Genomic DNA, 26841 nt, shown 5'->3' with positions numbered 1-26841 from the left:
ACATGCGAAGGCTTTTCTGTGTATTTCATTGAATTATTTGGTCTTCAAATTATCCCATGTTCTTTGGAAATCCTCGAACAGCTTCCCGGCATCCGATTTACCTGCCACATAGGCCTGCATCTGACTTCCGAATTCCTGCTGCGCTCCTTCAGGATAACGGCTGAAGAACCAGCCCAGCAGTTTATTTTCCTGGCTGTATTTTACTACTTCGGCACCCAATTGGCCCATATCGGCCTCTTCCCCTTTGATGCTCTTGAACGCTGGTATGAACTTAAATTCCTTGGTGATATACTTTTTCCCCTGCTCGGATGTCACCATCCAGTTTAAGAACTCTTTGGCTTCAGCTTTGACAGACGAATTTTTATTAATTACCCAGTTATTAGCGACACCTACAAACAGCTTATCTCCCGCTGTTGCGTCTTCACCAATTGGCATAGGCAGGATACCCAAATTCAGCTTCGGATTAATACCATCAATTTGGACCTGAGTCCAGTTCCCTTGCTGCATCATGGCAGCCTTGCCAGTGGCAAAGTTCGTTACCTGTGTGTTGTAATCGGTCGTGAGCGGCTTCGCATTGCCATACTTGAGCGTCAGATCGAACAGCTTGATCCACTCGGCGAATACAGCATTGCCCGGAATTTTGGCTGTTCCATCATTCAGTCCCTTGACGAAGCCTGACGGGTCTGGCTGATTGGCAAATGCCACGTTCAGCAAATGATTGCCCAGCACCCAAAACTCTTGGTATCCATTGGAGAAAGGCGTGATCCCTGCGGCTTGCAGCTTCTGCGCAGCAGCCTCCAGCTCAGACAGCGTTTTAGGAGGCTCGGTGATTCCAGCCTTTTTGAACAAATCCTTGTTATAAATAAAGCCGTACCCCTCCAGATTCATTGGCTGACCATACAGCTTGCCATCCTTGGTCATCGGTTCTTTGGCGACATCGACCACATCACCAACCCAAGGCTGGTCAGACAGGTCCTCCAAATATTCCAGCCACGTATCCAGCTCACGATAACCGCCGACGTTAAAAATATCTGGCTGTTCGCCAGAGGCAAACTTGGCTTTCAACGCTGCCCCATAGTCACTGCCCCCGCCTACGGTCTGAATGTCGAGCTTGATCCCCGGATGAGTCGCCTCATATTCTCCCTTCATGCGATTTAGCGCTTCTGCAATCTCTACCTTGAACTGAAAAATGTGAATGGTTTTCTCCTTAACTTCCTCATTGCTTGCATTTTGTCCACCACTGCTGTTACAACCCGCCAAAACCAGAGCAAAAGCAGCAAGAAGCAAAATTAGTGCCTGAGCTTTCTTTTTAAAAGTATGCGTTTTCATATTTATGTTCCTTTCTATTCTAAATTCATATCTGATAAACTCGAAAAATTCTGTGGAAACGGACTGATGCTGATACATTATACATTTTCAGCTCATCCCCACACTCAACCTTTGACCGAACCCGCCATAATCCCTTGTATAATATATTTTTGCATGGCCAGAAAGAACGCGATGACCGGCAAGATGCCCAGCACCAGAGCAGGCAAAGCCAAATCCCACTGCTTCGTGTATTGCCCGAAAAAGGCATAGGTTGCAATTGGAATGGTTCGCAATTCAGCCTTTTGCAGCACCAGAGAAGGCAGAAGATAGTCATTCCAGATCCAGAGTGTGTTCAAAATAATAACTGTTACCATCATGGGCAGCATCAACGGATATACAATTCGGAAAAACACTCCGTAAGGTGTGCAACCGTCCACTGTAGCTGCTTCTTCCACCTCGACCGGCACACCTTTGACGAACCCGTGAAAGAGAAAGATGGACATAGGAGCCCCGAATCCCAGATAACAGATGACCAAGCCACTAATGCTGTTCATTAAATCCAGCGTACTTACAACCTTGACCAAAGGGATCATCACCGATTGGAAAGGAATGACCATCGCAGCCACGAACAGGCTGAACAGCACTCGATTGTAGCGTGTTGGATACCGAACCATTCGATAGGCAGCCATTGAGCTGATCAGTACGAGCAGCAAATTGCTGACCACCGTAACCACGAGTGAGTTCCATAACGCTTCAGGAAAACGTGTGATGCTCCAGGCTCTAACATAGTTGCTCCATACAAACGTTTGTGGCCAGGCCGCAGAATCGGTGAGCAGATCACCAAAGCTTTTGACGGAATTCACAAACAAAAAGTAAAACGGGACGAGGAATACTAACGCGACGAGAATCATCACCAACTCGGTCGCCCAGGTTCCAATGCGGTAGCGATTGTTGGTTTCCATTTACGATTCCACCTCCCGACTTTTCGTCAGGCGTACCTGAAGACTCGTAACGATAGCTACAATGATAAAGAAGATAAGTGCTTTAGCCGTTCCCAGCCCATAGCGATTATTGACAAACGCCTCATTGTATATATTGAGTGCCACGGACTCTGTAGAACCAAAAGGACCGCCCTTCGTCAATGACAGATTGAGATCGAACATTTTAAACGACCATGATATCGCCAGGAAGAGACATACCGTAATGGCGGGCATGATCAAGGGCAGTATAATCGACCGCAAGATTTGCATCCGGCTCGCTCCGTCAATCTCGGCTGCCTCCAGCATATCCCGGGGCACGTTGGTCAGGGAAGAGATATATATCACCATTAAATATCCAGCTGTTTGCCAGATAAACACGATCACAATGCCCCAGAAGGCCGTAATTTCGTCTCCCAGCCAGGACAGATTGAAGAAGGATAACCCCGTACTCTCGCCAATCGCTGCAAATCCCTTGACGAAAATAAACTGCCAGATAAAACCGAGCAACAGACCTCCGATCACGTTAGGCATGAAAAAAATAGTTCGAAGCACATTTTTGGTTTTTAGCGGCTTGGTTAGAAAATACGCCAGCAGAAAACCAAAGATATTGGCTGCTACCACTCCAATCACCGTAAAACGAATGGTAAACCAGAACGCTGTCCCGAACTTATCATCGTTAAATAAAATGTGACTGAAATTATCCAGCCCGACCCACTTGGCCTGGTTGGCTACCCCATTCCACTCTGTAAAAGAATAGTACATTCCTAGCATGAAAGGGATTACAATAATGATAACGAAAAATAACGTCGATGGTCCTACAAAAATCCATTGCTGGAGCCATTGCGACGACTTGGCGCGATTCAAACCGATCCCCCCTTTGTTGTCTTTGGTGTCTGGAACGCTCCCCTATGGCATCCTTGCAAGCAGTGTGGTCGCTGAAGCCATATGGTTATGCAATTCACATGTTCATTATGTCGAATAAGCGCTCTGGAGAACACGCAAGATCGTGAACCATTAGGGGGGAAAATATTGACCTCTGGCTTGCCTTGAATTGTGAAAGGAGCTATCTGCATGAAATTCCATAGCATTCGTTCTCGTCTAATCTGGTTTCTACTCATTGCGGTCACTCTGCCGCTGCTGCTTTCAATGACCATGACTTTCATCCTCACCAAGCAATCTTTACGGGAGCAGGCCACCCAGGAAAATGAACGGCTTATTTTTCAGGGAATTACGAATCTGGATAATTATTTACAGGGGTTAAATCGCGCATCGATCGGAGTTTATAATGACCCTCATTTTCTGCGCAACCTGGCTAAAATTCCGGATGATTACCGGGCTGTCGCCGAGATTTACACCACGCTGCAAACGATGATGAATGCTTCCTCAGGCATTGACCAGGTGTACTTGCATTCGTTTGAGGCTGGGCAATCAACGCTGATTACCAGCACGGTTCCTTTACGGGAGTTCCGGCTGGAGCCCTTTACCGGTTCTATTCATTACGGCCCTTCCGGGCTGTTCATGCAACCCTCGCACATAAAGCATTTGTACGGCTTTTCAGCGGTTTCCTATGCAGAGCACAGCACACAGCGGCAGGTATTTACACTCCACCGGGCGATTCGTAACATTCCGTCTTCAGAAACGCTTGGGGTACTGGCTATAGATGTTGATCTGGAGTCGTTGCGCAGTATTTGCCGTCAGTTGTATGATGCAGATACAGAGGAGCTGTTTTTAATTGATCGGAACGGAACGATCATATACAGCGGAAAAGAATCATCTATTGGGACACACTGGAAGGAATCTGACCTACTCAAGCGAATTTCTAAAGGAGACGAGCACGGTGTAATTGAAGATGATACAGCACTGCACGTATATGGCAAACTGGATGCCAACCTGTCAGGCTGGACGCTTGTCAAGAAAATCCCTCATCGGACGCTTTATATGCGAGCTACCCAACTGACCCAGATCAATGCAGTCATTACTGGCGCAGCGTTGCTGCTCGTTATTGTCGCAACGTTATGGATTTCAATAAAAATTACGGAACCGATTAAGCGGCTGACTCGCTACATAAACCAGATTCAGTCCGGTCAGCTGGATGTAGACATCCGGGCCATGAGCAACGATGAGATTGGAGTGCTGTCGCGTCGGTTCAGACAGATGATGGATACCATCAATAATCTCATTTTGCAGGAATACAAGCTGGAGCTGGCTAACAAGACACACCAATTGAAAGCGCTTCAAGCACAGATTAATCCTCATTTTTTATATAATACGCTACAGTCTATTGGAACACTGGCTCTACAGCATGAGGTGCCGCGAATCTATTCTCTGCTCTCTTCCCTTGCCAAAATGCTGCGCTACAACATGCGGGACCAAACAGTAGTTACACTCAAGGAAGAAGCTGAGCATGTAAAACAATATCTTGATTTGCAAAAGGAACGCTTCGGTGAGCAATTAGAGGTCACCTATCAGTGGGATGATGAGGTCCTGAATGATCGGGTGCCTAAAATGATTCTCCAGCCGTTGGTGGAAAACTACTTTAAGCACGGTGCCGACCCCCGGCTGGGGCCTGGTAAGATTCGTATTACAGCCTGCCGAATCCGGGAAGGCATTGTGAGGATTGAAGTGGAAAATAACGGGGCATCGATTCCAGAAAACGAATTGGAGCAGCTCCAGTATATGCTGCAACGTCCGCTGAAAGCCCATGAAGAATCAGACACTGGTGAGCAGAACTCTATTGGTCTTCGTAATGTTCTATTACGTATCCAGCTTCACTCGGATGATGGTTCTAACACCCTGTGTGTAGACAATATTCTGCCTCATGGCGTTCGTTTCACACTTGAAATTCGCACCGAGCCCCATACAGAAATTCATTTTAAGGGAGAGTGATCTGTCAATGAAGGTCCTGATTGTGGATGATGAAAGGCATGTACGTCACGCCATTCGGATGCTTGTACATTGGGAAGCTTACGGTGTGAGCGAGGTGATTGAGGCTGAATCGGGCGACCAGGCGATTGAGGTGATTACCGCACTTTCTCCGCCCGTGGTACTTACGGATATGCGAATGCCTGGCAGGGATGGAGTAGCCCTGATGGAGTGGATTCAAGCGAATTCTCCAGCTACCAGAGTCGTAGTGGTCAGCGGTTACGATGATTTTGAATTGGTTCGGCAGACCATTCGTCGGGGAGGCATGGACTACATTCTTAAGCCCGTAGATCCGGTAGAGATTAATGAGGCGCTCAGTAAAGCTACTCAAGCTTGGCGGACTGCGGAGCAAGACCGGAACAGGCAGACCATGCAGGCAATGGAGGTCAATCGGATGCGGCCTCACTATGCTGATAAGCTCCTGACCGAACTCATTTCCGGTACAGTGCTCTCCATCACCCCCTTACGTGAGGAGCTGCGTCTTCCGCCAGCTATTCAGGTCTGTAATGTGGCAGTGATGAGCACCACTCAGCTGGACGCCGATATCCTGAACAAATATAAAACGCGCCGCGCGCTTCTAGGCTTTTCCCTCATTAACATTTGCAACGAATTTCTGGGTACCTTTCAGTCCGGAGTTGCATTCCGTCATCTGGAGCGTACGGACGAAATTATCCTGCTGTATTGGGGCGATCCGACTCGTTGGCCAGCGCTCTTGCAGGACATTCACGCAGGAATTAGAACGGCGCTACGGTGCTATATACACATTGGGGTTGGTTCTTTCGAAAGCTTTCCCGCAGGGGCAGCCACAGCCTACCAAGAAGCACGGCAAGCGCTCTGGAAACGGGATATGTTGCAGGCCACCGACTGGATACATGAGAGTTCTCCGGCCCGGCAGACCGTTCGTCTTCCCCAGTTGTCTGAAATGGAAGAGGAGCTTCGGCTTAGCGCACTCAGTTGTAATGCCAGTCGCGTATCCACAGCGGTAGGCGACTGGGTGGCAGCCGTAGCCGTGCTGCCTTCGGTTACAGCAGAGCAGCTCGCTGGCTGGAATCAAGAGCTGGATTGGATGCTGGCTCGCTGGCTGAATGACAGACCTGGAGATGCCGAAGGCGAGGAGCTGACAGATGAGTCCAACTCCATACCTGCTTTGCCGGTCGATAACCGTGGGGTGCTTTCCCTACCTTTATGGAAAAAACAGATCGAAAATCGATTGCTCGCAGCCGGTCAGGCACTTACACCAAGCCATAGCCCAAACAACCCGACGATCCGTGATATCGCCCGCTATCTGGATGCTCACTATGACGAGGATATTTCTCTACAGGATATAGCGAGCCGCTTTTACCTCAGCCGGGAATACATTTCTCGTAAATTCAAGCAGGAGTACGGGGTTAATCTGTCCGATTATTTGTGCCAGATCCGAATGAGCAAGGCAAAGCTGTTACTGCTGAATGACAAGCTGCGCCTTCACCATATCGCCGGGATGGTCGGATATCAGGATGAGAAATACTTTGGCAAGGTGTTCAAAAAGCTTGAAGGGGTCACGCCTGGCGAATTCAGAAGACGCCATTCTGCAAATCCTCAGCCGTCAGCGCATACAGCACATGATCTTCCCACACACCATTAATCTTCAAATAGTTGAGAGCCAGCCCCTCGCGGCGAAATCCCGCCTTTTCCATCACTCGATGGGAAGGCGTATTTCTTGGCATGACTCCAGCTTGAATACGGTGTAATTCCAACTCGTTCAGAGCGTAGCGGACAATATCCTTCACAGCGGAGGTAGCATAGCCTTGTCCATGATATGCAGGATCTACGAAGTAGCCCAGATTGGCATTTTGGAAGGGACCTCTAGCAACACCAGACAGCTCCATTCTGCCGATCAGCTTATCATTTTCCGGCAAAAAAAGTCCAAACGTATATCCCAGTCCGGCTTGTGCCGCTTCCAAGCCGGTGGAAATCAGGCGTGCCTGTTCTTCCAGCGTAAAGTAAATTTCAGGTCGTTCTGGTTCGTACGGCTTGAAGAAATCGAAATTTTCACGTCTGATCTCTAATAAACGTTCGGCATCACTTACTTGTAACAGTCGAATCTGTAACCCCGGATGAGTGGACTTCATCGAAATTACACCATTATTTTCATGTAACATTGTCAATATCCCCCTATCAGTTATTCCTATATTATTCTGTTCACGGTCACGAGACAAGAAAATACCCCAGGTGCATAAAAGCAGCCTAGGGTATTTTTATTCAAAATTTAGTCCGTAACAGGCATCCAGCCAGGAATAGTCGTCAGCGCACCCCACAAGTAGTCAGGAATGACCAGCTCCTGCTGGGCTTGCTTGGACAATGTCGTGCGAATGGTATCTTCTGTGCCGTTTTGCACCTTCTGAACCCATTGCGGCTCCATTAGTAGTGGACGTCCCAGCGATACAAGCGGTACACCTGTCTCCAGTGCTGCAAGTGCCTCGTCCGGTGTATTCAAGGAACCAACTCCCATGACTGGTACACGGTTTCCAACCTTCTCATGAATCAGAACCGTACGTGAACGTTCGTCACTACGGTCGCGGAACGAGCCGCCGAAGAAATGATTTACGGAAATGTGCAGGTAATCCAGCCCTTCATCCGCCAGACGGTCTACAAGCACCATCGTATCATCCAGCGTGATGCCTGGCGTATGTCCTTCCTCAGGAGACAAGCGGTATCCGAAAATGAATGGACGCTTCGCATGCTCTGCGATTACTTTCTTCACTTCGTGAACAATTGCCAGCGGAAAGGTCAAGCGTTTCTCAAGACTTCCTCCCCATTCATCGGTACGAATGTTGGAGTGCGGGGAGAAGAACTGCTGCACCAGATAACCGTTCGCTCCGTGAAGCTCTACACCGTCATAGCCTGCTTCAATTGCGCGGCGAGTGGCTTCGCCATAAGCGCGGATGACGCGGTGGATATCGTCAGATGTCATTTCACGCGGCACAGGTGCGCCTTCTTTTTCCTCGGCTACTGCGCTCGCACTAATCGGTTGTCCGTCTGGAATCTGATCCGGTGGGCACAGGCGGCCACCATGATAAATTTGCAGGATCGCTTTCGCGCCCTCCTGGTGAATCGTATCTGCCAGACGGCGCAGACTAGGAATCATTTCATCCTTGTCCGCACCAAACTCGTTAACAAATCCTTTGCCATCTGGAGTTACATACACACAAGCGGTAATAACCGCGCCCACACCACCGGAGCGTTCACGGTAGTATGCCAGTTCTTGATCACTGACTTCGCCATTTTCGTGGGAAGCAAAGTTAGTCATAGGGGCCATCGTAATGCGGTTCTTCAATGTAACACCAGATGGCAGGGTATAAGCTTCAAATAAAGATTTATATTTCGGGTTCATTCGTTCTCTCTCCTTCAGTTTGGGTCAGATCAGATCAAATAGGGCTGTTGAGTATGAAACGATGGCGAATACGAATTCGATGTCATTTTCCTTCCATGACAAAGCCTCTTTGCTGTTGCTTACTTAAATACAGTGGTTATAATAACCACAGTATAATGATCCGCCTCTATAAAGTCAAATCTATCCTTTCTGATCTCCCTTAAACTGTCCGAAAAGTCCGAACTTTAGCCACTTTACATCAGCTATTGACAGTCGCTTACTTGCTTCCGGCTATGTTATCTTTCTCCTCCTGACGGGAAAACCAGGTCGCCAGCACCGAGCCAGAAATATTATGCCACACGCTAAAAATCGCACTCGGTACAGCAGCAATCGGGTTAAAGTGAGCTGCTGCCAATGCGGCGCCCAGCCCGGAATTCTGCATTCCCGTTTCCAGTGTAACGGCTTTACGTTTGGAAAGATTCATGCCGAACAGCTTGGCAAACCAATATCCGAGCAGAAAGCCGATACCGTTATGCAAAATAACTACGGCAAAAATAATCGGACCTGTCTCCAAAATCTTGCCTCTGCTGCCTGCAACCACAATAGCCACGATGAGTACAATCGCCAATGTTGAAATGAGTGGTAGCGCCTTGACACTGGCTTCTGCCTGTTTGCGAAATAATGCTTTGACGATTACACCCAACACAATCGGGACAATAACCACGATGAGAATATCCATGATCAGCGACTTCGCATCAATATTCATCCAGCGCCCGGCAAGCAGACTAATCATTGCCGGGGTCGCCAGTGGAGCAATCAGCGTCGATACTGAAGCAATCGATACGCCAAGCGCCACATCACCTTTGGATAAGAGCGTCATTACATTGGATGCAGTTCCACTCGGACAACAGCCAACCAAAATGACACCCACTGCAATATCCGGTGGAAGCTGCAATACTAATGCCAATACAAAGGCGAGAAATGGCATGATCAGATAGTGGCCTACCACTCCTATAGCCACATCCACTGGACGCCGGAATACTTCACGAAAGTCGGCCGCAGATAAAGTCAGCCCCATCCCGAACATGACAATGCCCAAAAATAACTGTATGTACCCTTTCAACCCGGTAAACGCCGTAGGAAAGAAAAATCCCAAACATGCAAATAAAAGCACCCAGATGGAAAAGGTCCCACCTACAAATTTCCCTACTCTCTCTAATCCACTCATTCTACTGATCTCCTTACTTCTATATAAGTTGAATTTGAGAAAATACACACGGGAACTATCTCCCAGACTGCGTAGTTGGCACCCCATGTGAACTCTTCTTTCAGCTAATATAGTGCTTAAAATTTTTACCATTGTACTACATATGCATGCATATACATACAACTTTTTATGATTATGTTGGGTTCAAGAAACTTTTTCCCGTCTGGACATATTTGAAAGCAAAGTGGGTATATTCATAGTAGAAGATAGTGACCAGTCGGTCATTTTGAACATCATTTGTTGAGGAGGAGTTATTCCTATGTCACGAAGCCATCCGTATAAATGGTGGAATATTATTGCATTCATCGCTGTCGTTCTCGTTAATATTTTGGCTTCTACACTTCCTATTGGCGGAAGAAGCACCGCTGCTGTATCCAACATGTATCCTACCTTAATTACGCCAGCAGGTTACGCTTTTTCCATATGGTCGCTCATCTACGTGCTGCTCGCCTGTTTTGCTGTGTACCAAGCTACATCTACAGGGCAAGCCAAGACAAGCGTTCAGTCTATCGGTATTTTCTTTATTTTGAGCTGTCTCTTCAACATCATCTGGATTTTCTTATGGCAGTATGTATACGTAGAACTATGCGTGATCGTCATTATTCTATACCTGCTCTCCCTATTCGTCGTATATACACGTACCCGTACGCCGCAACCAACTCGCGGAGAAATGTGGTTCGTCAAGCTGCCTTTCAGTCTAAATCTCGGTTGGGTATCCGTTGCTACCATCATCAACATTGCAGTAGCACTGGAAAAGAATGAATGGAGTGGCTGGGGTCTCAGCGATACGCTATGGGCGATGATCGTTCTGCTTATTGGCGCCGCATTGGCCATCTTGGTCAGCTTTCCTTACCGTGACAGCATCTATCCACTTGTATTTGTATGGGCCTATGTCGCCATCGCCATCGAGCATCCAAACAATGAAAATGTACGGCTGGCTGCATGGATCTTGTCTGCAATCATCCTGGTGTACGCGCTATGGCTATTCTTTGCCCGTAATCGAGACCGGGATTAAAGGAACCGAATATCTTCTCCTATCAAGCACAAGCGAGCATGGGTCTGAATCATTTAGCCCAAGCTCGCTTGCTTTGTTTTTTATTAAAAATGATCAGGCGTAGACTTTTTTTATTCATCATCTCCACCTCCATTTTGTATACAAATGAACAACACTCAATACATTTAACAACCGGATGACACTACAGTAAGTGACACCCGGTTCCATGCAGAATTTCTTTATTTAATCAACGAACCCTGGGTAACTTATTCGCCCTTCAATGCAATGACTTCAATCTCCACCAGTGCATCCTTAGGCAGGCGAGCTACCTCCACCGCACTCCGTGCTGGATACGGTTGCTCGAAGAAAGAACTGTATACCTCATTGACGCTGACAAAATCGTTCATATCCTTCAGGAATACAGTCGCTTTCACAACCTGGTTCATGTTGCTGCCGGCCGCTTCCAAAATGGCTTGTACATTGCTCAAGGACAGACGAGCCTGCTCCTGTACATCCTTGCCGAACTCACCTGTTGCCGGATTCAGTCCAAGCTGTCCTGAGGTGTAAATGAACCCGCCTGCCTCCACCGCTTGGCTATAAGGTCCGATCGCACCAGGTGCTTTTTCAGTAGCAATTGTTTTTTTCATATGGGTTGAATTCTCCTTCCTGATACTGGTTCACCGTATTATAGCATGTGAAGTCCAAAGCCACTATTCCGCGCGAAGGTTTGACGTGTTGAGTTTCTTTGGAGACAACCTGTTGCGATGGTCTACATATTTTTATTTCCGCTGTAACCTTTAGCGCCCATGTATCATCTAACTCCTGTAACCTGCCACACCATGGATTCTAAATTTCAAATTCAAATACAGGTACAATGATTATAGCTAGTATAGATGGGAAAGGAGCACCATCCTTTGAATCTCGAAACAATCTTACATCAAGCAAGGAACGGGGACCGCAAGGCGTTTGTCGCCTTGATGAAACAGATGGAATCCGATATGTATGGCATGGCACGCTCCATTCTTCGCAGCAATGAGGATTGTGCGGACGCAATGCAAGAAGCGATGCTCAAAGCATACAAGTCCCTAGGCGAGCTGCGTGAACCTCGCTATTTTAAAACATGGCTGCTTCGCATCCTCATTAATGAGTGCTATCTCATAATCCGCAAGCAAAAACGGGTTGTACCCGTGGCGGAATTTATAAAGGAACCGTCCACCTCGGGCGGATATGAAAAAATCGAACTACGCGAGGCCATCGACCACTTGGAAGAATCCATGCGAACCGTGATTTCGCTGCACTATTTGCGTGATATGCCGATTAGAGAAATATCAGAGGTACTGGAACTATCGGAGGGTGCCGTCAAAACACGATTGCACCGTGCTCGCAGAACATTAATGGACCTGCTACAAAACCACGGAGAGAGGAAGATAACCTTTCAATGAACCCTTCAGAGTATGAGAATCAGGAACAAAAGCTGGATGAGAAATTACAATTGGAAAAGGAACACTTGGAAGCAGAAATGGTAGTCATCCCTGACTTGGTGAGACAACGCCTAGACGCATTTTATGCACAAATGGAATCGGGTCCAGACCTGCTACCCAACCGCCCAACCTCCCATCGATCCGTTAAAAGGTTTCTTCGAGGAACTGCAATTACCGCTGCTTCTGTAGCGCTTATAGGCGTTATGATCATCGGCAGCGCCTTTGTTTCGCCTACAATGGCGGAGTCATTGAAAGAGGTCCCTCTTGTTGATAGTGTGTTCAGGCTCGCTGGAGATCTTGGACTGCAAACTGCTGATCGCAAAGGGCTGGCAACCTCAATGAATCTCAGCGTTACCCATGACGATATTACATTGAAAGTACCTCAAATCATATTTGACGGAACACGCTTGGTCGTAGCACTGGAAAAAAGCGGTGGGGATTCACAGCATCAATTCCTGTATCCGGCCATCCCAACGCAACGACAGCCCGAAGAGGACATACTGGAGAAAGTGGACCTGTCCATCAATGGGACGTCGGTCAACAGCAACAGTAGCGCCTTTAATCTCATGTATGGTCGTCCGGGCAAAGACAATAGTTCTATGCTGATTGCGTATATGCGCGACCCTGCCAGTGGTAAAGCCGCCTTACCAGATCAGTTTGAACTGGAGATATATGCAAAGTTAAGAGGTGTAGCCGAGCCGTTCCGCATACAAACCACGGTTCACAAAACTAAAATAAATAACCAGATACTTCAGCCGCAAATGGGCAAATCTAATCCGTATCTTGCATTTACGGCAGACAAAGTAGAACTTACCCCCATCACAACCAAGATTACAACATCGTTCAAAATGCTGACCGATATTGCACATATGCCGCATGAGTATACTGTGGAGCGAGAGTACAATAATATCAAAGACGGACAACCGATCCAGTACACCAAAAAGGAATTGGATATACTCGATTATGCTGTATTCGACGAGCAGGGAAGAGAACTTCAATTGCTGAGCGGCTCTGGAGTTCCTTTTACCAAGGACCGTGAGGGCAAAATGATCACACTGTTTACTCCTTTTGTGGACACTCCCCAAAAGATCATCTTCAAGCCTTATATCTTGCCGACACAGCCGGGCGGTAGTGCCCTACTCGACGCTAATGGCAACTGGACACGTCATTACATTAAAGAATTAGAAATTACGATCGATGTGCCGCAAAATACAAACCAACCATAAAACACGAATAACGCCGCTAATGCCCGAATCATCGGGCATTAGCGGCGTTATTGTCATTTTCTAATCCGAACCATGGTTTTATACATTATCATCAGGAGTCGTTCCCGTACCAGATTCCTCATCATCGGAGGTTAGTTCTGCACCGATGACTCGAATGATGTCGTTCGGATAAATATGTACGCCGCTCGCCTGTGCGAGAGCAATTCGTACCATAGCTCGTGCGATGAACGAAGCGGGGATAGCGCGGTAGGAGGCTAGCCTGCCTGTCATCAGGCCATCTAGCGCCTTCATGACAACCGTGGCGGCGGCTTCGCCAAAACGCCGTTCAGACCTCGCTCCCAAAATGAGCGACGGACGGAACAAATGCAGTGCAGGCAATCCGATCGCGGCAAGCGCCTCTTCAGCTTCACCCTTGGTACGATTATAAAACACACGTGCATTCGGATCAGCACCCATTGCAGAGATTGCAAGCATTTGCACTGCTCCAGCCTCTTTGCCCAACTGGGCTGTCAGAACCGGGTAGTCCAGATCTACCTGCCGAAATCGCTCCTTGGAGCCCGCCTTTTTCATCGTTGTCCCAAGGCAGCAAAACATATCATCCACCCCTTCGAGAGCGAAGGCAGACTTCTGTGGCTGTTCCCAGTCGATGAGCGCCTGCTCCAGCTTGGGATGCTTGATGTCCAATGGACGCCTGCCCATAACCATGACGCGGGTGTATTCCTTTTGCACCAGCAGCTCCCGTACAACATACCCTCCGACGAGCCCTGTGCCACCCACAACAACCGCTTTACGTTCCATGATATACCTCCTAACGCTCCTTGTTCCCATGATTGCGATCAGGTTAATTTAAACGGCTGTTCGACCGCCTTCTTGCTTTCAGACGGACACATAGGCAGGTACAGGGAAAATGTACTCCCCTTACCCTCCTCACTCTCCAGACGGATAAACCCGCCCAACAAGCGGGAGAAATCACGGCTGATGGACAACCCCAGCCCAGTCCCACCATATTTACGATTAATCGAACCGTTCGCCTGCTGGAATGCCTCAAAAATCACATGCTGCTGAAGCTTGGATATACCAATGCCTGTATCTTTTACAGCAAATACAACCCAATCTCCCTCCTGGCCCTTTCGATCCAGATGCTGTGTGCTGATTTCCAGCAATACATGTCCTTCATGAGTAAACTTAAAGGCATTGGACAAGAGATTACGCAAAATTTGCTGTACTCGTTTGGAATCGGATCGGATTTCATCCGGTATATGTTCATGCACATTCAAGCTGAATTGCAGGTTTTTATCCTTCGCCATGACTTCAAAATGCATCATCATCCCCTGCGCAATCTCACGCACACTGACTGGCTCACTTACGATTTCCATGTGCCCAGCCTCGACCTTGGATAAATCCAGAATGTCATTGATCAGTTGGAGCAAATCATGGCCCGAGGCGTAGATTAAATCACTGTACTGGTATAGCTCGTCTTCATCCAGCTCTTTTCCCTGCTCGTTGATAATCTGTGCCAGGTTAATGATGCTGTTCAGAGGTGTACGTAACTCATGCGACATCGTTGCCATAAAATCGGATTTATACTGGGAAGCCATCATGAGCTGCTTGGCACGTTCCTCTAAAATCACCTTTGCCTTCTGCAGCTGATCACGCTGCTCTGACAATAACTCATTCGCCTGCTGAATCTGATAGTTTCGCTGTTGCTCCAATTGAAAATCACGTAATATCAGTGCAAATAAAAAGCTGAGGATAATGCCAATAGGCAGTGTAAGAGGAACAACCTCTGCTACATAATAGCGCCAGGGAATGACGCCCAGGAAGGCAATATTTAACGTATTTACGATATTAACCGCTAAAATGGTTACGGATGCCTTAATAATCAGGCGCCAGGTGGAACGGCGCATCCAGTAGTTCAATCCGGCGCATAATACGCCCAAAATGCTCATATTCAGAAAGCCGACCCACGCCGCCATATTCAAACCGAAGGTAAATCTCGTAAGACCGATCGCTACTCCAATAATAATCAGCGTATACGACCGGGGGTATACCAGCGCTGCGATAATGAGCGGAACAAAACGCAGATCAAAAATAACGGTTTCATTGAAGTTAAAACCAAAGCAAGAGCTGACCCATCCGCCAAATACCACCAGCAGCACCGAGCTAACATATTTGAACCGCGAAGAGGTACGACTCAAGCCATATTTATAAATCACGTTCGCCACATAGGCAACGGCAATCAGCATCCCCAAATTCATTAAAAACATCATTGAAAATTGCATGGATTCACACTCCCATTGCGCGAGAAATTGGATGCCAGGCCTATGCTAACCGATTTTGCCTTTCTCGTACATCATAACATGAAGCTCCATGTTTCGACATATCCAAAGAGGCTTGCTTGTATATATAAAAAAAGCGAACCGTAACGGCTCGCCCTAGTGGGAGTATCTATAGAGTCAGCTTGGGATGCCTTTGTTCCGGTGCCACTCCTTGACAAATAATTCGGCAAAGTAAGGGTCCCACTGGGTTCCCTTACCCTCTTCCAATATCATAACCGCCTTCTCTTCCTTCATACCTTTCCGATAGGGACGGTCTGAAGTCATCGCATCATAGGCATCCGCTACGGCTATGATGCGCCCAAATAGCGGAATATCTTCCCCAGAGAGCTGGTCAGGGTATCCCTTGCCGTCGTAACGCTCATGGTGCGAGCGTACACCGGGCAGATAAGGGGCCATAGCATAAGCCGGCTCCACTTGCCGAAGAATACTCTCTCCCATAACCGGGTGCATTTTAATCTGGTCAAACTCCTCGTCTGTCAGCTTGCCATCTTTAAACAGCACAGCGTCAGCCACACCGATTTTACCGATATCATGCAGCAAGGCTGTTTTACGGAGCAAGTCGAGGTCCGTTTCGCTTAAACCGCCCTTTCGTCCGATGAGCACAGAGTATTCAGCCACACGCAACGAATGTCCTGCGGTATAGGCGTCCCGTGCATCCAGCGCTGCAGCCAAAGTGGCAAAGTAACTGTCCAATAGCTGACCGTTCTTTTCCTCTCGTTCTCTCAGGCCCTCGATCATCATGTTGAACCCTTCGACCAGCTCCGCAAACTCGTCCGAGTACAAGTCACTGGCGTTACTGTTCAGGCGGCCTTCCTTCACTTCATTCATTTTTTCCAACAAGTGATGGATAGGCTGTTCGATCTCACGGGTCAGCAACCTGCCGCCCAAATAAGCAAAAGCTACACCAAATATTAAAATCGTACCCGCCCAGGCCCAATAGGAGCCGGAATTTGCCGTATCCAAGCGTTCCAGCCGAATCTGTGTAGCTAAACAAAACAGAAACAGAGGAAATGCACCAATTAACGTTGCACTTAACTGAAACTTATGCCGCAGTGATAGCAGAACTCGTCCTCGTAGGGACAGGCTTAATCCATACTGCTGGTAGGTCCGATCACGGATTTCTTCCAGCAGCGGTTTGATTGCTCTCATGGTCAGGAAAAATTCAATCAGTGCATGCATGGAAGCGACCAGACAAGCTCCTATACAGGCGATTCCTACATAATATAAGGGAAAGGGAAGTTGTCCAGTATGTATCATCCATAATGCAATGACGGCTGCAGGGATAGAGAAGCCTAACAAATGCGGTCCAACAATACGCAAAACTGACAAATTGGGCAGATGGTGAACCCGTATATACACCGCTTCTACATCCTTGAGCGTCTCCTGGTTGCCTTGAAAAAAACGATGAACGGGTCTCAAATGTATTCGAAACACTACAGTTTCACAAACAATCATAATGACGCTGGAAAATGCAACAATTTTGACAAGACCCAGAAGCTCATAGTGAGCTACATTTAACGTGGAAAATACAAAAATCGTACATACCAGTAGTACAGCAATAAATGAACCTATAATATAGTTCAGGATAACATGCTGAATAAAGCGCTTATAGATTGGCAAAATGCTACCCCTCTTTTCATCCGTACGCTCATAAAATATCTTTGTATTCAATATCGGAGTCCAGCCGTCAAAAGTTAACCTTCTTGCTTGAGCAATTTGCATAAGTCCCAGGAGAATAACACTAGCGAGCAGGCCATATCGGGTGCAGCTCTCGCAGGGACCTGGGTCTGACAAAGTCCGCAGCAGGACTCACTCTCTGAGGCCCTGCTTTTTGCATCCGATCAGCCTTGCGAATCGTCACGCTGATCGGATTGTCCATAGCATTTTCCAGTCTGCAATCAAAAAAACCAAAAATGCCTTGTGTTTTAGAATCATTCTTGCTATACTATGTTAGTATGTTTTAACCCCATAGGATTCCACGCAAGAAGCTATACTCCTAATCACCGCATGGAGCTTCTCCAAATTTTATGTATAACCCTAATGTAGAATTTTGAGCTTTTGCCGAAGATTTTCACATTCACACTGGCGCGGTCATCGGAGCCGCAAGGACGAAAGAGAGGTAGGGCTTTTGTCGTTTGGAAAATGAACAGAGGAATCAGACTGCCCCTTATGACATGCTGACCATATAATACAAGGTAGCAGGGGTTAAATATATATTATGCTGTCAAACGAAGAAGTTTGAGCAGGCTGTGCAGTATACGCAAACTGCACCCATCCTCCGGATGATATCCGGGGGATTTTTCATATACGGAAAACATATCTATGAACAAAAAAGTGGCCCTGCCGATACATCGACAGGGCCTATAGCTTGATCAAAAAGGGGTTAATAGGGTCATTATAGTCTTACTTTCTTAAAACTAAATGATATGCACCTTAAAAACTCATTAATTTTCCAGCCTTATATGGCTGCTAATAATTTGTCCAATATTCCGTACTACCAGACTGCGTTTGGGTAGTAGGGCGTCCAGCTTCCACTTGGGCAGGCTTGTAGGCAGAAGGACGCTCCCAACCTTCCAGTAAAACAATATGCTGGGTGCCTGTGTTATTTTCCCAGGTGATATAGCGCTCATGTTCCATATGTCGCAATGCAGCTGTAATTTCAGGATCTCGTCTACCCGTTTTTGCTGACAATTCAGCCATTGTAGGCATGTGGCGATGCTGGGCAAAATAATTATACAAAATGCGCAGTAGCTTCCGTTCCAAATCTGGCAACATCGTTATTCCCCCTACAAAGAACATATGTTCCTATTATAACACATAAAAATGCACCCTCCTACTGGAAGATGCATGCGGGCTTGTATGCCCATGCTGAATTTAGTTTTTTTCCTTCTCCTGGCGACCGACAGAGCGCAACCACCAAGAGATTCCTCCAACGCTTCCAAGTGCCAGAACCGTCAAGAAAATAATATAAAACAAATGAAATGCACGATCACTCATGGCAATCGCCTCCTTACTTTATGTATACACTTTCCAGCTAAGACTGTAAACCTCTTTTTGATCCGACCCTCACATTTTCACCAAACATTTGGCAATACATACTTGCTTGGGATACATCGGTGCACACTTGCCTAAAATGGTTAATACCAAGTAGGAGACTGACCAAGGAGGTAATCGACTATGAAGTTTCTATTGATCGTGATCATCATTGTGCTGATCGTTGTTTTGCTCATGAGAAGACGCAGATAAGCCGAGACATCCCTATATCGTTAACTAAGAATACAAAAAGGGCTTTCGGTAATCACCGAAGGCCCTTTTTCATCTGAGGTTAAGGCTGAACTACGCCTTGTTCTTTTTGCTATATTTAATAAAAGCAATCACAAGCGCTACAGCAAACAATATTCCGCTGACTACCCATGTGGTCAGAAAAGCCATACCCAAACCAACATTAGCCCCCATGGTCGGGTGCTTCATGGCAGTAAACACCGAGCCCTGCATCATAAATATGGTACAGAACAAAACAACGGGCGCCAAAATAATCGTGCTTGCGGTTCTCCGACTACCAGATACTGCAATTACGCATAGAGCGGAAATCACCAAGATCACCCAATAGATAACTGCTTCCCAAATTGCTGAAGTGCCCACCTGTTCGACCTCTTTTCTATCCATCGTATATACCTCTTCTATTGTAACAGACGTCACACAGTGAACCAAGCCATAATTTGATTGGAAAAGGGGTAAACCCTGCCGACAATGTAAATAATGTATAGTAGCAGACGCCCTACATAAAAGAAATGAAAGGAATGGATCTTATGAGAAGTGCAAGTCCTTTTGTCATTGTAAACGATGTACAGCAGTCGGTTGACTACTACCAGTCTGTTTTAGGCGGGAAAATCAAAGTACTGAACAAGCAGGAAGGCAGGCTTCTACATGCCGAGCTGCACCTGGGTACCAGCCATATCCATTTCTCCGATTCCTACGGTAAACCGCAGAAAGCGCAGCATGTCCAAATCATTCTCGACTGTGAGAGTGAAGATGAGCTTAAACAGGCTTACCATGCATTATCTGAGAAAGGTACCATTACCGTCGAATTGCAGGATACTTTCTTTGGTGCACTGCACGGCGAAGTAACGGATCATCTTAATCAAATTGGATGGGTGATGAACTATTTTAAAAGATGATCATGTTTAGCCATAACCGAATATGTTTTGTAGCCACCATCAACGTTCCTCACCCGATAGCCCGATTGAGCCAGAATTCTGGCTGCAAGATAGCCGCGCAACCCGACCTGGCAGGATACCGCAATCTCCAAGTCCCGAGGAATTTCCGACATCCGCTCTCTAATCTCGGCCAGAGGGATATGGATAGAGCCTGGAATGGCTCCTCCCTGTAGCTCCACCGCATCCCGGACATCAATAACAAGACCACCATTGCGGTGAAAATCGTCAACTTCATGCCACTGTATCGTCTGGACCAGCCCATCCATGACATTTGAAGCTACGTAACCTGCCATATTCACAGGGTCTTTAGCTGAAGAGTAAGGAGGTGCGTAAGCAAGTTCGATATCTGCCAATTCACGGACATTTAAGTGGCCACGAATCGCCGTGGCAATAACATCAATCCTTTTATCTGCGCCATCTGCACCGACAGCCTGTGCCCCGTAGATCATCCCGGTCTTCGGATGAAAGAGCAGCTTCATTGAAATAGGTGACGCGCCAGGATAATAACCGGCATGTGAACCGGGATGAATATGAATAGCCTGATAAGGTACAGCCAGCCGCTGCAATGTTTTTTCGTTGTTGCCTGTAGAAGCTGCGGTTAATGCAAACGTCTTAATTACGGATGTTCCGAGCGCACCATCATAAGAAATCGCCTGACCATTAATATGATCCGCTGCCAAACGTCCCTGCCGATTGGCTCCCCAGGCCAGTGATACCATTGTTGCAAATCCATGATTGCGGTCTTTGACCTGGATGGCATCCCCTACCGCATAAATGGACGGATCACTGGTTTGCAACTGAGCATTCACCTGAATGGCACCACGAAAACCAAGCTCCAACCCGCTTTGCTTGGCCAGCTCATTTTCAGGCACAATACCAATCGCCAGGATAATCATGTCCGTCTGAAGCATCTCCCCTGAGGTCAAACGGAGCTGTGCACCCTGCTCTTCAAAAGCTGCGACTCCTTCTTCTAAACGCACCTCTACCCCGTTCAGCTGCATATGCTGTTCCACCAGTTTGGCCATTTCAGGATCAAGCGGGTTCAGCAATTGTTGTCCCTTATCCATGATGGTTACTGCAAGTCCACGCTCTCGCAAATTTTCAGCCATCTCTAGACCAACAAATCCGGCCCCGATTATCGTGGCATGCTTGGGATGCCTTTCATCGACATATGCCTTAATAAGGTCGGTATCATGAATGTTTCTTAAAGTAAATACATTTGTAGCTTCATGTAGTCCGGGAATGTCCGGTATCATCGGTTTGGCTCCCGGCGATAATACCACAATATCGTACGGCTGCTCATCCGTCTCTCCTGTGGTCATATCGCGGTAACGGACAAGCTTATGCTCGCGGTCTATTTGAATTACTTCTTTCAGCACCTGCACATCTATATTAAAACGGTCTCTAATACCTTGAGGGGTCTGAAGAAACAGCTTCTCCCGTGCCTGGATTGTCCCCCCAATATAGTAAGGAAGACCACAGTTAGCAAAAGAAACATGCTCACCGCGTTCAAACAGAATAATCTCGTCTTCCTCACTCCATCTACGCAATCTCGCCGCAGCAGAAGCTCCACCTGCTACCCCGCCAATAATAATTATTTTTTTACCCAACTTCTTCCCCTCCTTATATACCCTATGGGGTATAATATATACCTATGGGGGTATATTGTCAACAAACAAAAAAGGCGGAGGTTGCCCCCGCCTCATCAAACCCTGAACGAAACTCGATCTGAATCAAGAATCACTTCGACTGCTACAAAATCCTATCTCACTGGGCTTAACAAGCCGCCAGCTATGGTTATTACTGTTGACTGGCCGCGATTGCCTGCTCCAGATCATACAATATATCGTCTATCGCTTCGGTCCCAACAGATAAACGCAACAGCTCCGGTTTGACTCCGGCAGCCACCTGTTCCTCTGCGCTCAGCTGCTGGTGGGTTGTGCTTGCCGGATGAATAATCAAAGACTTGGAATCACCCACATTCGCCAAATGAGAAAATAGCTTCACATTCGCAATCAGCTTGCTTCCCGCCTGACTGCCGCCTTTAATGCCAAAGGTCAGGATGGCCCCTTGTCCTTTTGGCAAATATTTTTGGGCTAACTCGTAGGATGGATGGCTCGGCAATCCAGAATAGCTGACCCACTCCACATCCTTGTGACTTTCGAGATATTGCGCTACCTTCAAGGCATTCTGACTATGTCTTTCCAGTCGCAGATGCAATGTCTCCAAGCCTTGAAGCAGCAGCCATGAATTAAATGGAGAAATCGCTGCTCCCAAGTCACGCAGCAACTGCACCCGTGCCTTGATAATATACGCGATAGGTCCCACCGCCTCGGTGTATACAACCCCATGGTAGCTTGGGTCCGGCTCAGTCAGTCCAGGGAAACGACCACTGGCTTTCCAGTCAAACTTGCCACTGTCCACGATTACCCCGCCAAGAGACGTACCGTGTCCGCCAATAAACTTGGTTGCCGAATGCACAACAATGTCCGCTCCATATTCGATAGGGCGTAATAAATAGGGGCTTGGGAACGTGTTATCTACAATCAGCGGAATCCCATATTCGTGTGCAATCGCCGCTACAGCTTCTACATCCAGCACATTTCCCTGTGGATTGCCAATCGTTTCGGCAAATATAGCCTTCGTTTTATCCGTGATGGCTTGGCGGAAATTCTCCGGATCATCCGAATCGACAAAATGCACCTTAATGCCCAATTTGGGCAGTGTGGTAGAAAATAGATTATATGTACCGCCATACAGACTGGAGGCCGATACAATTTCATCTCCAGCTCCAGCAATATTCAGAATGGAGAAGGAAATCGCTGCCGCTCCCGAAGCTGTCGCCAATGCGCCAGCCCCGCCTTCCAGTGCGGCGATCCGTTGCTCGAACACATCCGTGGTCGGATTCATCAGACGCGTATAAATGTTGCCAAATTCCTTCAGCGAGAACAAATCAGCCGCATGCTCGGCATCCCGAAATCCATATGAAGTGGTTTGGTACAACGGAACGGCGCGGGAAAAGGTAGTAGGATCAATCTCTTGTCCGGCATGGACAGCGAGAGTTTCGAATGACAGCTTGCGTTCTTCTGACATGATTATTTCCTCCCTTGTTATACGTGCTGTATGAATCGTCTCTTCCTGTATGCGTAGTCATGGATGATTTTTCAATTATTCTCGCACAAAAAGAACGATTTGGGAAGATAATTCTCATTATTCTGGTCGGATATTATTTTTTTATGGAAACATCAAATTTCGGATCGGAAGGTTTTGCCCAAATGCTCGCCCAGACCAAAATAATGGCGGAAATTATAGATGAGCGGGCTCCACTTTGCCGGATCAATATGATTCTCTCCGCGGATTATATCCTGATGAACATGCACCTGTATGGCTTGGGTTTCGACGATCGCAAAATAAGGAGAATGGTCAGGGATTCGCACCTCCTGCACCTTTGCTTCGATTTGAATAGGGCACTCCTGGATTCGGGCGGGCTTGACCCTATTTGAGTCAATCGCAGTCAGTCTGCTAATCTCATACTTATCTTTTTGATAAGTAAATCCATTTTTCTCTTTTTCCGCCGGCACGGGATTCTTGCCTGTATAAGGAGCCAAACGCTCTACATTTTCCCACATCGAAGGCCCAGGAACATTGATTACACATTCGAGATGCCGCTCCATATTTTCTAATGCTTTTCCGCCTGTTCCAATGCCCAGTACCACACAATCTCCTAGTGCCCATGAGGAGGAAATAGGGCTAATATTGGTCGTTCCACCCTCATTCAGCGTGTTGAGTAAAATGACAGGGGTTCCGTAATATAAAATGCTAGGGTTTATCGTTTTTATACTTGGGCTAGGGTTCGATTGGTTTATTGGATTCATAGGGTTCATATTCTCTTCTCCTTCTGTTCAGATCTGCCTCCTTATTGTAAAATGTAAACATTTCAACCTTCATCGAAGTATGGATTACAAAGGGGGATAACCGTGCCATGAGTACCAAATCAAATGTAGCCATGATTGCTTCTCTCGTTAGCGAGCCTTCCCGTGCAGCCATTCTCACCGCTCTATTAGACGGCAGATTCCACACGGCAAGTGAGTTGGCCCATATGGCAGGCATCAAACCGCAAACCGCCAGTTTCCATCTGGCTAAAATGACCGAGGCACAAGTCGTTACTGTAGAAAAACAAGGGCGGCACCGTTACTATGGCATTCAAGACCCCGAAGTTGCCCAGGTGATGGAGTCACTTTTATCCATAGCTCCACCTGTTCCAATCAAGTCATTCAAGCAAGCCTCCGAAAACGAGGCCATACGGCTGGCAAGAACTTGCTACGATCATGTTGCGGGTCATTTAGGTGTACAGATTATGGATTTTTTCATGCAAAAGGGGATTCTTTCCGAGAATCAGGACGGACTTCATATCACCCAACAAGGAGTGATTTTCTTCGCTGACTTTCAGATCAACCTCAAGAATACAAGACAAAAGCGTCGCTCCTTCTCACATAAATGTCTGGATTGGAGTGAGCGACGCCATCACCTGGCCGGTGCTTTAGGAAGTGCTCTTCTGGATAGATTGTTCGAATTACATTGGATCGAGCATCTGCCCACAAGCCGAGCGATACGCATTACAGACGGTGGCAAAAGAGGTTTTAAGGAGATATTTTCGATAGAGGTCGGCTAGATCATCATAGTTCTAATCCTTTTTCTTATTCCGCATTAGATGTTACTTACTGATCAATCTCCCTTCTTTAGAGAACACTATGCCCAATTTTCGCATCTTCATCCTATGATATAATTCCTTCAATATCATCGTATGAATGGAAGGATGGTTCAGATGTCGGAGCAGCGAGTATACGTCCGCTTCCCGGAAGAGGTGGACGTCGCAGAATTGACAGCAATGTGCAGACGCAATCGAGAGTTCTTTGAAAAGTTTTCGCCAAACCACCAGGAAGAGCACTATACAGAGGAGCACCAGCTCCAAACGATTATTAAGAGTAAGGCTGACATGGTGGAGGATCGCAAATATTCTTTCGTGGTGTGCCACAAGGAGGACGACCGGATTATAGGCAGCATAGGTCTATCTTTTGTGGTGAGAGGACCACTCCAGAGCTGTATGATCGGATACAGCCTAGACCAGGCTTATAACGGCAAGGGTTATATGACGGAGGCAGTGAAGCAGGTGGTTCGCTATGCTTTCGATGAACTAAAGTTTCATCGCATCGTCGGAGAAGCCTCTCCTCGGAATCCAGGGTCTATCCGTGTGCTTGAGAAGGCTGGCTTTCACAAAGAAGGCATTTCTCGAAGCAACGTAAAAATTAATGGAAAGTGGGAGGACCATCAGGTGCTGGCAATTATAAATCCAGCAGAGGATATTTAAATTTTTAGAGTCAACACCAAATTACAACAGCGGCAGTCTACAACATAACTTTTAAGTCTTGGTCCGCCGCTATTTGATTTGTTTTCTTATACGAATCTAATTCCGAAGTTGAGCCGGAGTGAATAGATCATTCAGAATTTAAATCATTCAGGTTTTTCTCTTGCTACAGGATTTACTCGAAACTCCAGCTGATCTCTCATAAAAACTTTACCTGATATCTTGACCGATTCTGGCTTAATCTCTCTACTGTTCCCCCATAATTCTCACGAAAAATTAAATTCCAAAATATTACTTACATTTGAATATATATCATTTAATGTTTGGACAATTATCCCAATATAGTTCTATAATTCTCTTGTTATTACATAATTTTAGGAGGAAGCCATGAGAAATATTTATAAAAAACTAGGAACAATAGCGTTAGCTCTTCTTATTGGAGCTTCAGTGTTCTCATTGTTCCCCACAGTTACAAAAGCTGAGACAACAAATGTGACTTGGACAAATGGCTCTTTAGTAACATCTCTTGATGGGTCAGGAACAAGAGACAGAGCAACAGTTGGGAAAACAAATGGAAAATGGTACTGGGAAATAAAAGTAACTAATGTTGCATCATTCGTAGGAATAACAGGTGAATCAGATCAACAGACTCAAACTATTTATGGAAACAATGGTTCGATTTACAACAGCGTCAAATCACCTGTAATTATAGGTTACAGTTCTGGCTTTGGAACAGGTGACGTTATCGGCATTGCATTGGATTTAGATAACGATAAAATTGTCTGGTACAAAAATGGAGTCTCCCTTGGAGCTAATTCCATAAAACCATCTGAATTAGAAGGTACCCACATTTTCCCTGTGATTGCAAGTGGAACTGGTACAAAAATAAATTTTGAAGCTAATTTCGGAGCAAGTAATTTTAAATATCCAGTTCCTGATGGATTTTTACCTTACCAAGAGTCGGGTACATCAACAACACCTGATCCAACAACAAAACCCGATCCGTCTACAACACCTGATCCGTCGGATACAGATGGTTCCTCACAACCAACTGGTGACCGTGCTATTCTGACTGTAACGATGGACAATGGATTTGATAAAGAATTCGATTTGAGCAAAAAAGAATTAAATGCCTTCATCGCTTGGTATGACGCAAAAGATGCTGGCAGAGGTGCTTCATTCTTTGCCATCGATAAGCATAATAATAACAAAGGTCCGTTCAGCAATCGCAAAGACTACGTAATCTTCAACAAAATTCTCACATTTGAAGTAAGTGAGTATTCAAGCAAATAAACATTATGAAGGACTTCATATCGGCCAATATGCCAATGAAGTCCTTTTTTCATTTACTCATATCTAAGTCACGCTTAAGTTGCTTTACTGGACAATA

Annotated in this window: 26 protein-coding genes; 9 read left to right on the top strand and 17 right to left on the bottom strand. The window is 46.6% G+C overall.

Translation table 11 applies throughout. The features are described 5' to 3' along the window. Nucleotides 1-33: 33 nt before the first annotated feature. From ABEW32_RS12595 to ABEW32_RS12585, 3 genes are all read right to left on the bottom strand, one after another. Nucleotides 34-1329, bottom strand: a complete 1296-nt coding sequence (locus ABEW32_RS12595; protein ID WP_430188146.1) for an ABC transporter substrate-binding protein — start codon at nucleotides 1327-1329, stop codon at nucleotides 34-36. Between the two features lie 104 nt (nucleotides 1330-1433). Beyond that, nucleotides 1434-2270 (bottom strand): carbohydrate ABC transporter permease, encoded by an 837-nt coding sequence (locus ABEW32_RS12590; protein ID WP_430188144.1) that lies wholly within the window; start codon nucleotides 2268-2270, stop codon nucleotides 1434-1436. Beyond that, nucleotides 2271-3152: a carbohydrate ABC transporter permease gene (locus ABEW32_RS12585; protein ID WP_430188143.1), complete on the bottom strand. Its 882-nt coding sequence runs from the start codon at nucleotides 3150-3152 to the stop codon at nucleotides 2271-2273. A gap of 207 nt (nucleotides 3153-3359) precedes the next feature. Here ABEW32_RS12585 and ABEW32_RS12580 point away from each other — a divergent pair, with 207 nt between their 5' ends. Next, entirely contained in the window at nucleotides 3360-5174 is a 1815-nt protein-coding gene (locus ABEW32_RS12580; protein WP_430188141.1) for a sensor histidine kinase, read from the top strand. 7 nt (nucleotides 5175-5181) lie between these two features. Continuing rightward, entirely contained in the window at nucleotides 5182-6834 is a 1653-nt protein-coding gene (locus ABEW32_RS12575; RefSeq protein ID WP_430188139.1) for a response regulator, read from the top strand. Here the strand turns inward: ABEW32_RS12575 and ABEW32_RS12570 are convergent. The 3 genes from ABEW32_RS12570 to ABEW32_RS12560 all read right to left on the bottom strand — a co-directional run bounded on the left by ABEW32_RS12570 (nucleotide 6764) and on the right by ABEW32_RS12560 (nucleotide 9790). After that, nucleotides 6764-7351: a GNAT family N-acetyltransferase gene (locus tag ABEW32_RS12570; protein ID WP_430188137.1), complete on the bottom strand. Its 588-nt coding sequence runs from the start codon at nucleotides 7349-7351 to the stop codon at nucleotides 6764-6766. The genes ABEW32_RS12575 and ABEW32_RS12570 overlap by 71 nt on opposite strands. Before the next feature lie 107 nt (nucleotides 7352-7458). Further along, nucleotides 7459-8583, bottom strand: coding sequence for an NADH-dependent flavin oxidoreductase (locus ABEW32_RS12565; RefSeq protein WP_430188136.1), 1125 nt, complete (start codon nucleotides 8581-8583; stop codon nucleotides 7459-7461). 256 nt (nucleotides 8584-8839) lie between these two features. After that, the gene (locus ABEW32_RS12560; protein ID WP_430188135.1) at nucleotides 8840-9790 is read right to left on the bottom strand and encodes a bile acid:sodium symporter family protein; all 951 of its coding nucleotides are present in this window, start codon (nucleotides 9788-9790) and stop codon (nucleotides 8840-8842) included. 298 nt (nucleotides 9791-10088) lie between these two features. On the opposite strand from ABEW32_RS12560, the gene ABEW32_RS12555 reads away from it, so the two are divergent. Continuing rightward, nucleotides 10089-10844 carry a tryptophan-rich sensory protein gene (locus ABEW32_RS12555; protein ID WP_430188133.1) on the top strand — a complete coding sequence of 252 codons (756 nt, stop codon included), beginning with the start codon at nucleotides 10089-10091 and terminating at the stop codon, nucleotides 10842-10844. A 245-nt stretch (nucleotides 10845-11089) separates the two neighbouring features. Here the strand turns inward: ABEW32_RS12555 and ABEW32_RS12550 are convergent, their stop codons facing one another. Next, nucleotides 11090-11470 (bottom strand): RidA family protein, encoded by a 381-nt coding sequence (locus ABEW32_RS12550; protein WP_013308546.1) that lies wholly within the window; start codon nucleotides 11468-11470, stop codon nucleotides 11090-11092. Nucleotides 11471-11737: 267 nt separating this feature from the next. Here ABEW32_RS12550 and ABEW32_RS12545 point away from each other — a divergent pair, with 267 nt between their 5' ends. Both ABEW32_RS12545 and ABEW32_RS12540 read left to right on the top strand, forming a co-directional pair. Next, the gene (locus ABEW32_RS12545) at nucleotides 11738-12265 is read left to right on the top strand and encodes a sigma-70 family RNA polymerase sigma factor (RefSeq protein WP_430188132.1); all 528 of its coding nucleotides are present in this window, start codon (nucleotides 11738-11740) and stop codon (nucleotides 12263-12265) included. Beyond that, on the top strand, nucleotides 12262-13530 hold the full coding sequence (locus tag ABEW32_RS12540; RefSeq protein WP_430188130.1) for a DUF4179 domain-containing protein: 1269 nt from the start codon (nucleotides 12262-12264) through the stop codon (nucleotides 13528-13530). Before ABEW32_RS12545 ends, ABEW32_RS12540 begins: the two co-directional genes overlap by 4 nt. Nucleotides 13531-13608: 78 nt before the next feature. On the opposite strand, the gene ABEW32_RS12535 is transcribed toward ABEW32_RS12540, so the two are convergent. The 7 genes from ABEW32_RS12535 to ABEW32_RS12505 all read right to left on the bottom strand — a co-directional run bounded on the left by ABEW32_RS12535 (nucleotide 13609) and on the right by ABEW32_RS12505 (nucleotide 19535). Next, the gene (locus ABEW32_RS12535; protein ID WP_430188129.1) at nucleotides 13609-14328 is read right to left on the bottom strand and encodes an NAD(P)H-binding protein; all 720 of its coding nucleotides are present in this window, start codon (nucleotides 14326-14328) and stop codon (nucleotides 13609-13611) included. Nucleotides 14329-14366: 38 nt separating this feature from the next. After that, complete coding sequence (locus ABEW32_RS12530) at nucleotides 14367-15812, bottom strand: ATP-binding protein (protein WP_430188127.1); 1446 nt, start codon at nucleotides 15810-15812, stop codon at nucleotides 14367-14369. 174 nt (nucleotides 15813-15986) lie between these two features. Next, on the bottom strand, nucleotides 15987-17489 hold the full coding sequence (locus tag ABEW32_RS12525; RefSeq protein WP_430188486.1) for an HD-GYP domain-containing protein: 1503 nt from the start codon (nucleotides 17487-17489) through the stop codon (nucleotides 15987-15989). Nucleotides 17490-17610: 121 nt separating this feature from the next. Beyond that, complete coding sequence (locus ABEW32_RS12520) at nucleotides 17611-17748, bottom strand: hypothetical protein (RefSeq protein WP_430188125.1); 138 nt, start codon at nucleotides 17746-17748, stop codon at nucleotides 17611-17613. Between the two features lie 590 nt (nucleotides 17749-18338). Beyond that, the gene (locus ABEW32_RS12515) at nucleotides 18339-18644 is read right to left on the bottom strand and encodes a LexA family transcriptional regulator (RefSeq protein WP_430188123.1); all 306 of its coding nucleotides are present in this window, start codon (nucleotides 18642-18644) and stop codon (nucleotides 18339-18341) included. Between the two features lie 99 nt (nucleotides 18645-18743). Further along, nucleotides 18744-18866 carry a hypothetical protein gene (locus ABEW32_RS12510; protein WP_430188121.1) on the bottom strand — a complete coding sequence of 41 codons (123 nt, stop codon included), beginning with the start codon at nucleotides 18864-18866 and terminating at the stop codon, nucleotides 18744-18746. Between the two features lie 339 nt (nucleotides 18867-19205). Then, a complete protein-coding gene (locus ABEW32_RS12505) occupies nucleotides 19206-19535 on the bottom strand; it encodes a hypothetical protein (protein WP_430188119.1) in 330 nt (109 codons plus the stop codon). A gap of 143 nt (nucleotides 19536-19678) precedes the next feature. Between ABEW32_RS12505 and ABEW32_RS12500 the strand changes: the two genes are divergently transcribed. Then, nucleotides 19679-20047, top strand: coding sequence for a VOC family protein (locus tag ABEW32_RS12500; RefSeq protein ID WP_430188117.1), 369 nt, complete (start codon nucleotides 19679-19681; stop codon nucleotides 20045-20047). On the opposite strand, the gene ABEW32_RS12495 is transcribed toward ABEW32_RS12500, so the two are convergent. The 3 genes from ABEW32_RS12495 to ABEW32_RS12485 all read right to left on the bottom strand — a co-directional run bounded on the left by ABEW32_RS12495 (nucleotide 20032) and on the right by ABEW32_RS12485 (nucleotide 23970). Further along, nucleotides 20032-21696 carry a CoA-disulfide reductase gene (locus ABEW32_RS12495; protein WP_430188115.1) on the bottom strand — a complete coding sequence of 555 codons (1665 nt, stop codon included), beginning with the start codon at nucleotides 21694-21696 and terminating at the stop codon, nucleotides 20032-20034. The two genes, ABEW32_RS12500 and ABEW32_RS12495, sit on opposite strands and share 16 nt — an antisense overlap. A 190-nt stretch (nucleotides 21697-21886) precedes the next feature. Then, nucleotides 21887-23179 (bottom strand): homocysteine synthase, encoded by a 1293-nt coding sequence (locus tag ABEW32_RS12490; RefSeq protein WP_430188114.1) that lies wholly within the window; start codon nucleotides 23177-23179, stop codon nucleotides 21887-21889. A 152-nt stretch (nucleotides 23180-23331) separates the two neighbouring features. Then, nucleotides 23332-23970 carry a flavin reductase family protein gene (locus ABEW32_RS12485; protein WP_430188113.1) on the bottom strand — a complete coding sequence of 213 codons (639 nt, stop codon included), beginning with the start codon at nucleotides 23968-23970 and terminating at the stop codon, nucleotides 23332-23334. A 98-nt stretch (nucleotides 23971-24068) separates the two neighbouring features. On the opposite strand from ABEW32_RS12485, the gene ABEW32_RS12480 reads away from it, so the two are divergent. The 3 genes from ABEW32_RS12480 to ABEW32_RS12470 all read left to right on the top strand — a co-directional run bounded on the left by ABEW32_RS12480 (nucleotide 24069) and on the right by ABEW32_RS12470 (nucleotide 26744). Beyond that, the gene (locus ABEW32_RS12480; RefSeq protein WP_430188111.1) at nucleotides 24069-24758 is read left to right on the top strand and encodes an ArsR/SmtB family transcription factor; all 690 of its coding nucleotides are present in this window, start codon (nucleotides 24069-24071) and stop codon (nucleotides 24756-24758) included. Nucleotides 24759-24911: 153 nt separating this feature from the next. Further along, nucleotides 24912-25454 carry a GNAT family N-acetyltransferase gene (locus tag ABEW32_RS12475; RefSeq protein WP_430188110.1) on the top strand — a complete coding sequence of 181 codons (543 nt, stop codon included), beginning with the start codon at nucleotides 24912-24914 and terminating at the stop codon, nucleotides 25452-25454. A 384-nt stretch (nucleotides 25455-25838) separates the two neighbouring features. Next, a complete protein-coding gene (locus ABEW32_RS12470; protein ID WP_430188109.1) occupies nucleotides 25839-26744 on the top strand; it encodes an SPRY domain-containing protein in 906 nt (301 codons plus the stop codon). Nucleotides 26745-26841: the final 97 nt, after the last annotated feature.

This window comes from Paenibacillus jamilae (assembly GCF_050482105.1).
Taxonomy (GTDB): Bacteria; Bacillota; Bacilli; order Paenibacillales; family Paenibacillaceae; genus Paenibacillus; species Paenibacillus jamilae_B.
The sequence above is the reverse complement of the archived record's forward strand: the minus strand, read 5'-3'. Positions and strand labels throughout refer to the sequence as shown.

Excerpts from the sequence above, each read along its gene's own strand:
- ABEW32_RS12555 (WP_430188133.1), top strand. The coding sequence starts at position 10,089 with ATGTCACGAAGCCATCCGTATAAATGGTGGAATATTATTGCATTCATC.
- ABEW32_RS12510 (WP_430188121.1), bottom strand. The coding sequence starts at position 18,866 with ATGAGTGATCGTGCATTTCATTTGTTTTATATTATTTTCTTGACGGTT.
- ABEW32_RS12535 (WP_430188129.1), bottom strand. The coding sequence starts at position 14,328 with ATGGAACGTAAAGCGGTTGTTGTGGGTGGCACAGGGCTCGTCGGAGGG.
- ABEW32_RS12475 (WP_430188110.1), top strand. The coding sequence starts at position 24,912 with ATGTCGGAGCAGCGAGTATACGTCCGCTTCCCGGAAGAGGTGGACGTC.
- ABEW32_RS12500 (WP_430188117.1), top strand. The coding sequence starts at position 19,679 with ATGAGAAGTGCAAGTCCTTTTGTCATTGTAAACGATGTACAGCAGTCG.
- ABEW32_RS12540 (WP_430188130.1), top strand. The coding sequence starts at position 12,262 with ATGAACCCTTCAGAGTATGAGAATCAGGAACAAAAGCTGGATGAGAAA.
- ABEW32_RS12490 (WP_430188114.1), bottom strand. The coding sequence starts at position 23,179 with ATGTCAGAAGAACGCAAGCTGTCATTCGAAACTCTCGCTGTCCATGCC.
- ABEW32_RS12580 (WP_430188141.1), top strand. The coding sequence starts at position 3,360 with ATGAAATTCCATAGCATTCGTTCTCGTCTAATCTGGTTTCTACTCATT.
- ABEW32_RS12570 (WP_430188137.1), bottom strand. The coding sequence starts at position 7,351 with ATGTTACATGAAAATAATGGTGTAATTTCGATGAAGTCCACTCATCCG.
- ABEW32_RS12560 (WP_430188135.1), bottom strand. The coding sequence starts at position 9,790 with ATGAGTGGATTAGAGAGAGTAGGGAAATTTGTAGGTGGGACCTTTTCC.
- ABEW32_RS12515 (WP_430188123.1), bottom strand. The coding sequence starts at position 18,644 with ATGTTGCCAGATTTGGAACGGAAGCTACTGCGCATTTTGTATAATTAT.
- ABEW32_RS12565 (WP_430188136.1), bottom strand. The coding sequence starts at position 8,583 with ATGAACCCGAAATATAAATCTTTATTTGAAGCTTATACCCTGCCATCT.
- ABEW32_RS12550 (WP_013308546.1), bottom strand. The coding sequence starts at position 11,470 with ATGAAAAAAACAATTGCTACTGAAAAAGCACCTGGTGCGATCGGACCT.
- ABEW32_RS12480 (WP_430188111.1), top strand. The coding sequence starts at position 24,069 with ATGAGTACCAAATCAAATGTAGCCATGATTGCTTCTCTCGTTAGCGAG.
- ABEW32_RS12470 (WP_430188109.1), top strand. The coding sequence starts at position 25,839 with ATGAGAAATATTTATAAAAAACTAGGAACAATAGCGTTAGCTCTTCTT.
- ABEW32_RS12575 (WP_430188139.1), top strand. The coding sequence starts at position 5,182 with ATGAAGGTCCTGATTGTGGATGATGAAAGGCATGTACGTCACGCCATT.
- ABEW32_RS12595 (WP_430188146.1), bottom strand. The coding sequence starts at position 1,329 with ATGAAAACGCATACTTTTAAAAAGAAAGCTCAGGCACTAATTTTGCTT.
- ABEW32_RS12520 (WP_430188125.1), bottom strand. The coding sequence starts at position 17,748 with ATGGACAATCCGATCAGCGTGACGATTCGCAAGGCTGATCGGATGCAA.
- ABEW32_RS12590 (WP_430188144.1), bottom strand. The coding sequence starts at position 2,270 with ATGGAAACCAACAATCGCTACCGCATTGGAACCTGGGCGACCGAGTTG.
- ABEW32_RS12530 (WP_430188127.1), bottom strand. The coding sequence starts at position 15,812 with ATGCAATTTTCAATGATGTTTTTAATGAATTTGGGGATGCTGATTGCC.
- ABEW32_RS12505 (WP_430188119.1), bottom strand. The coding sequence starts at position 19,535 with ATGGATAGAAAAGAGGTCGAACAGGTGGGCACTTCAGCAATTTGGGAA.
- ABEW32_RS12485 (WP_430188113.1), bottom strand. The coding sequence starts at position 23,970 with ATGAACCCTATGAATCCAATAAACCAATCGAACCCTAGCCCAAGTATA.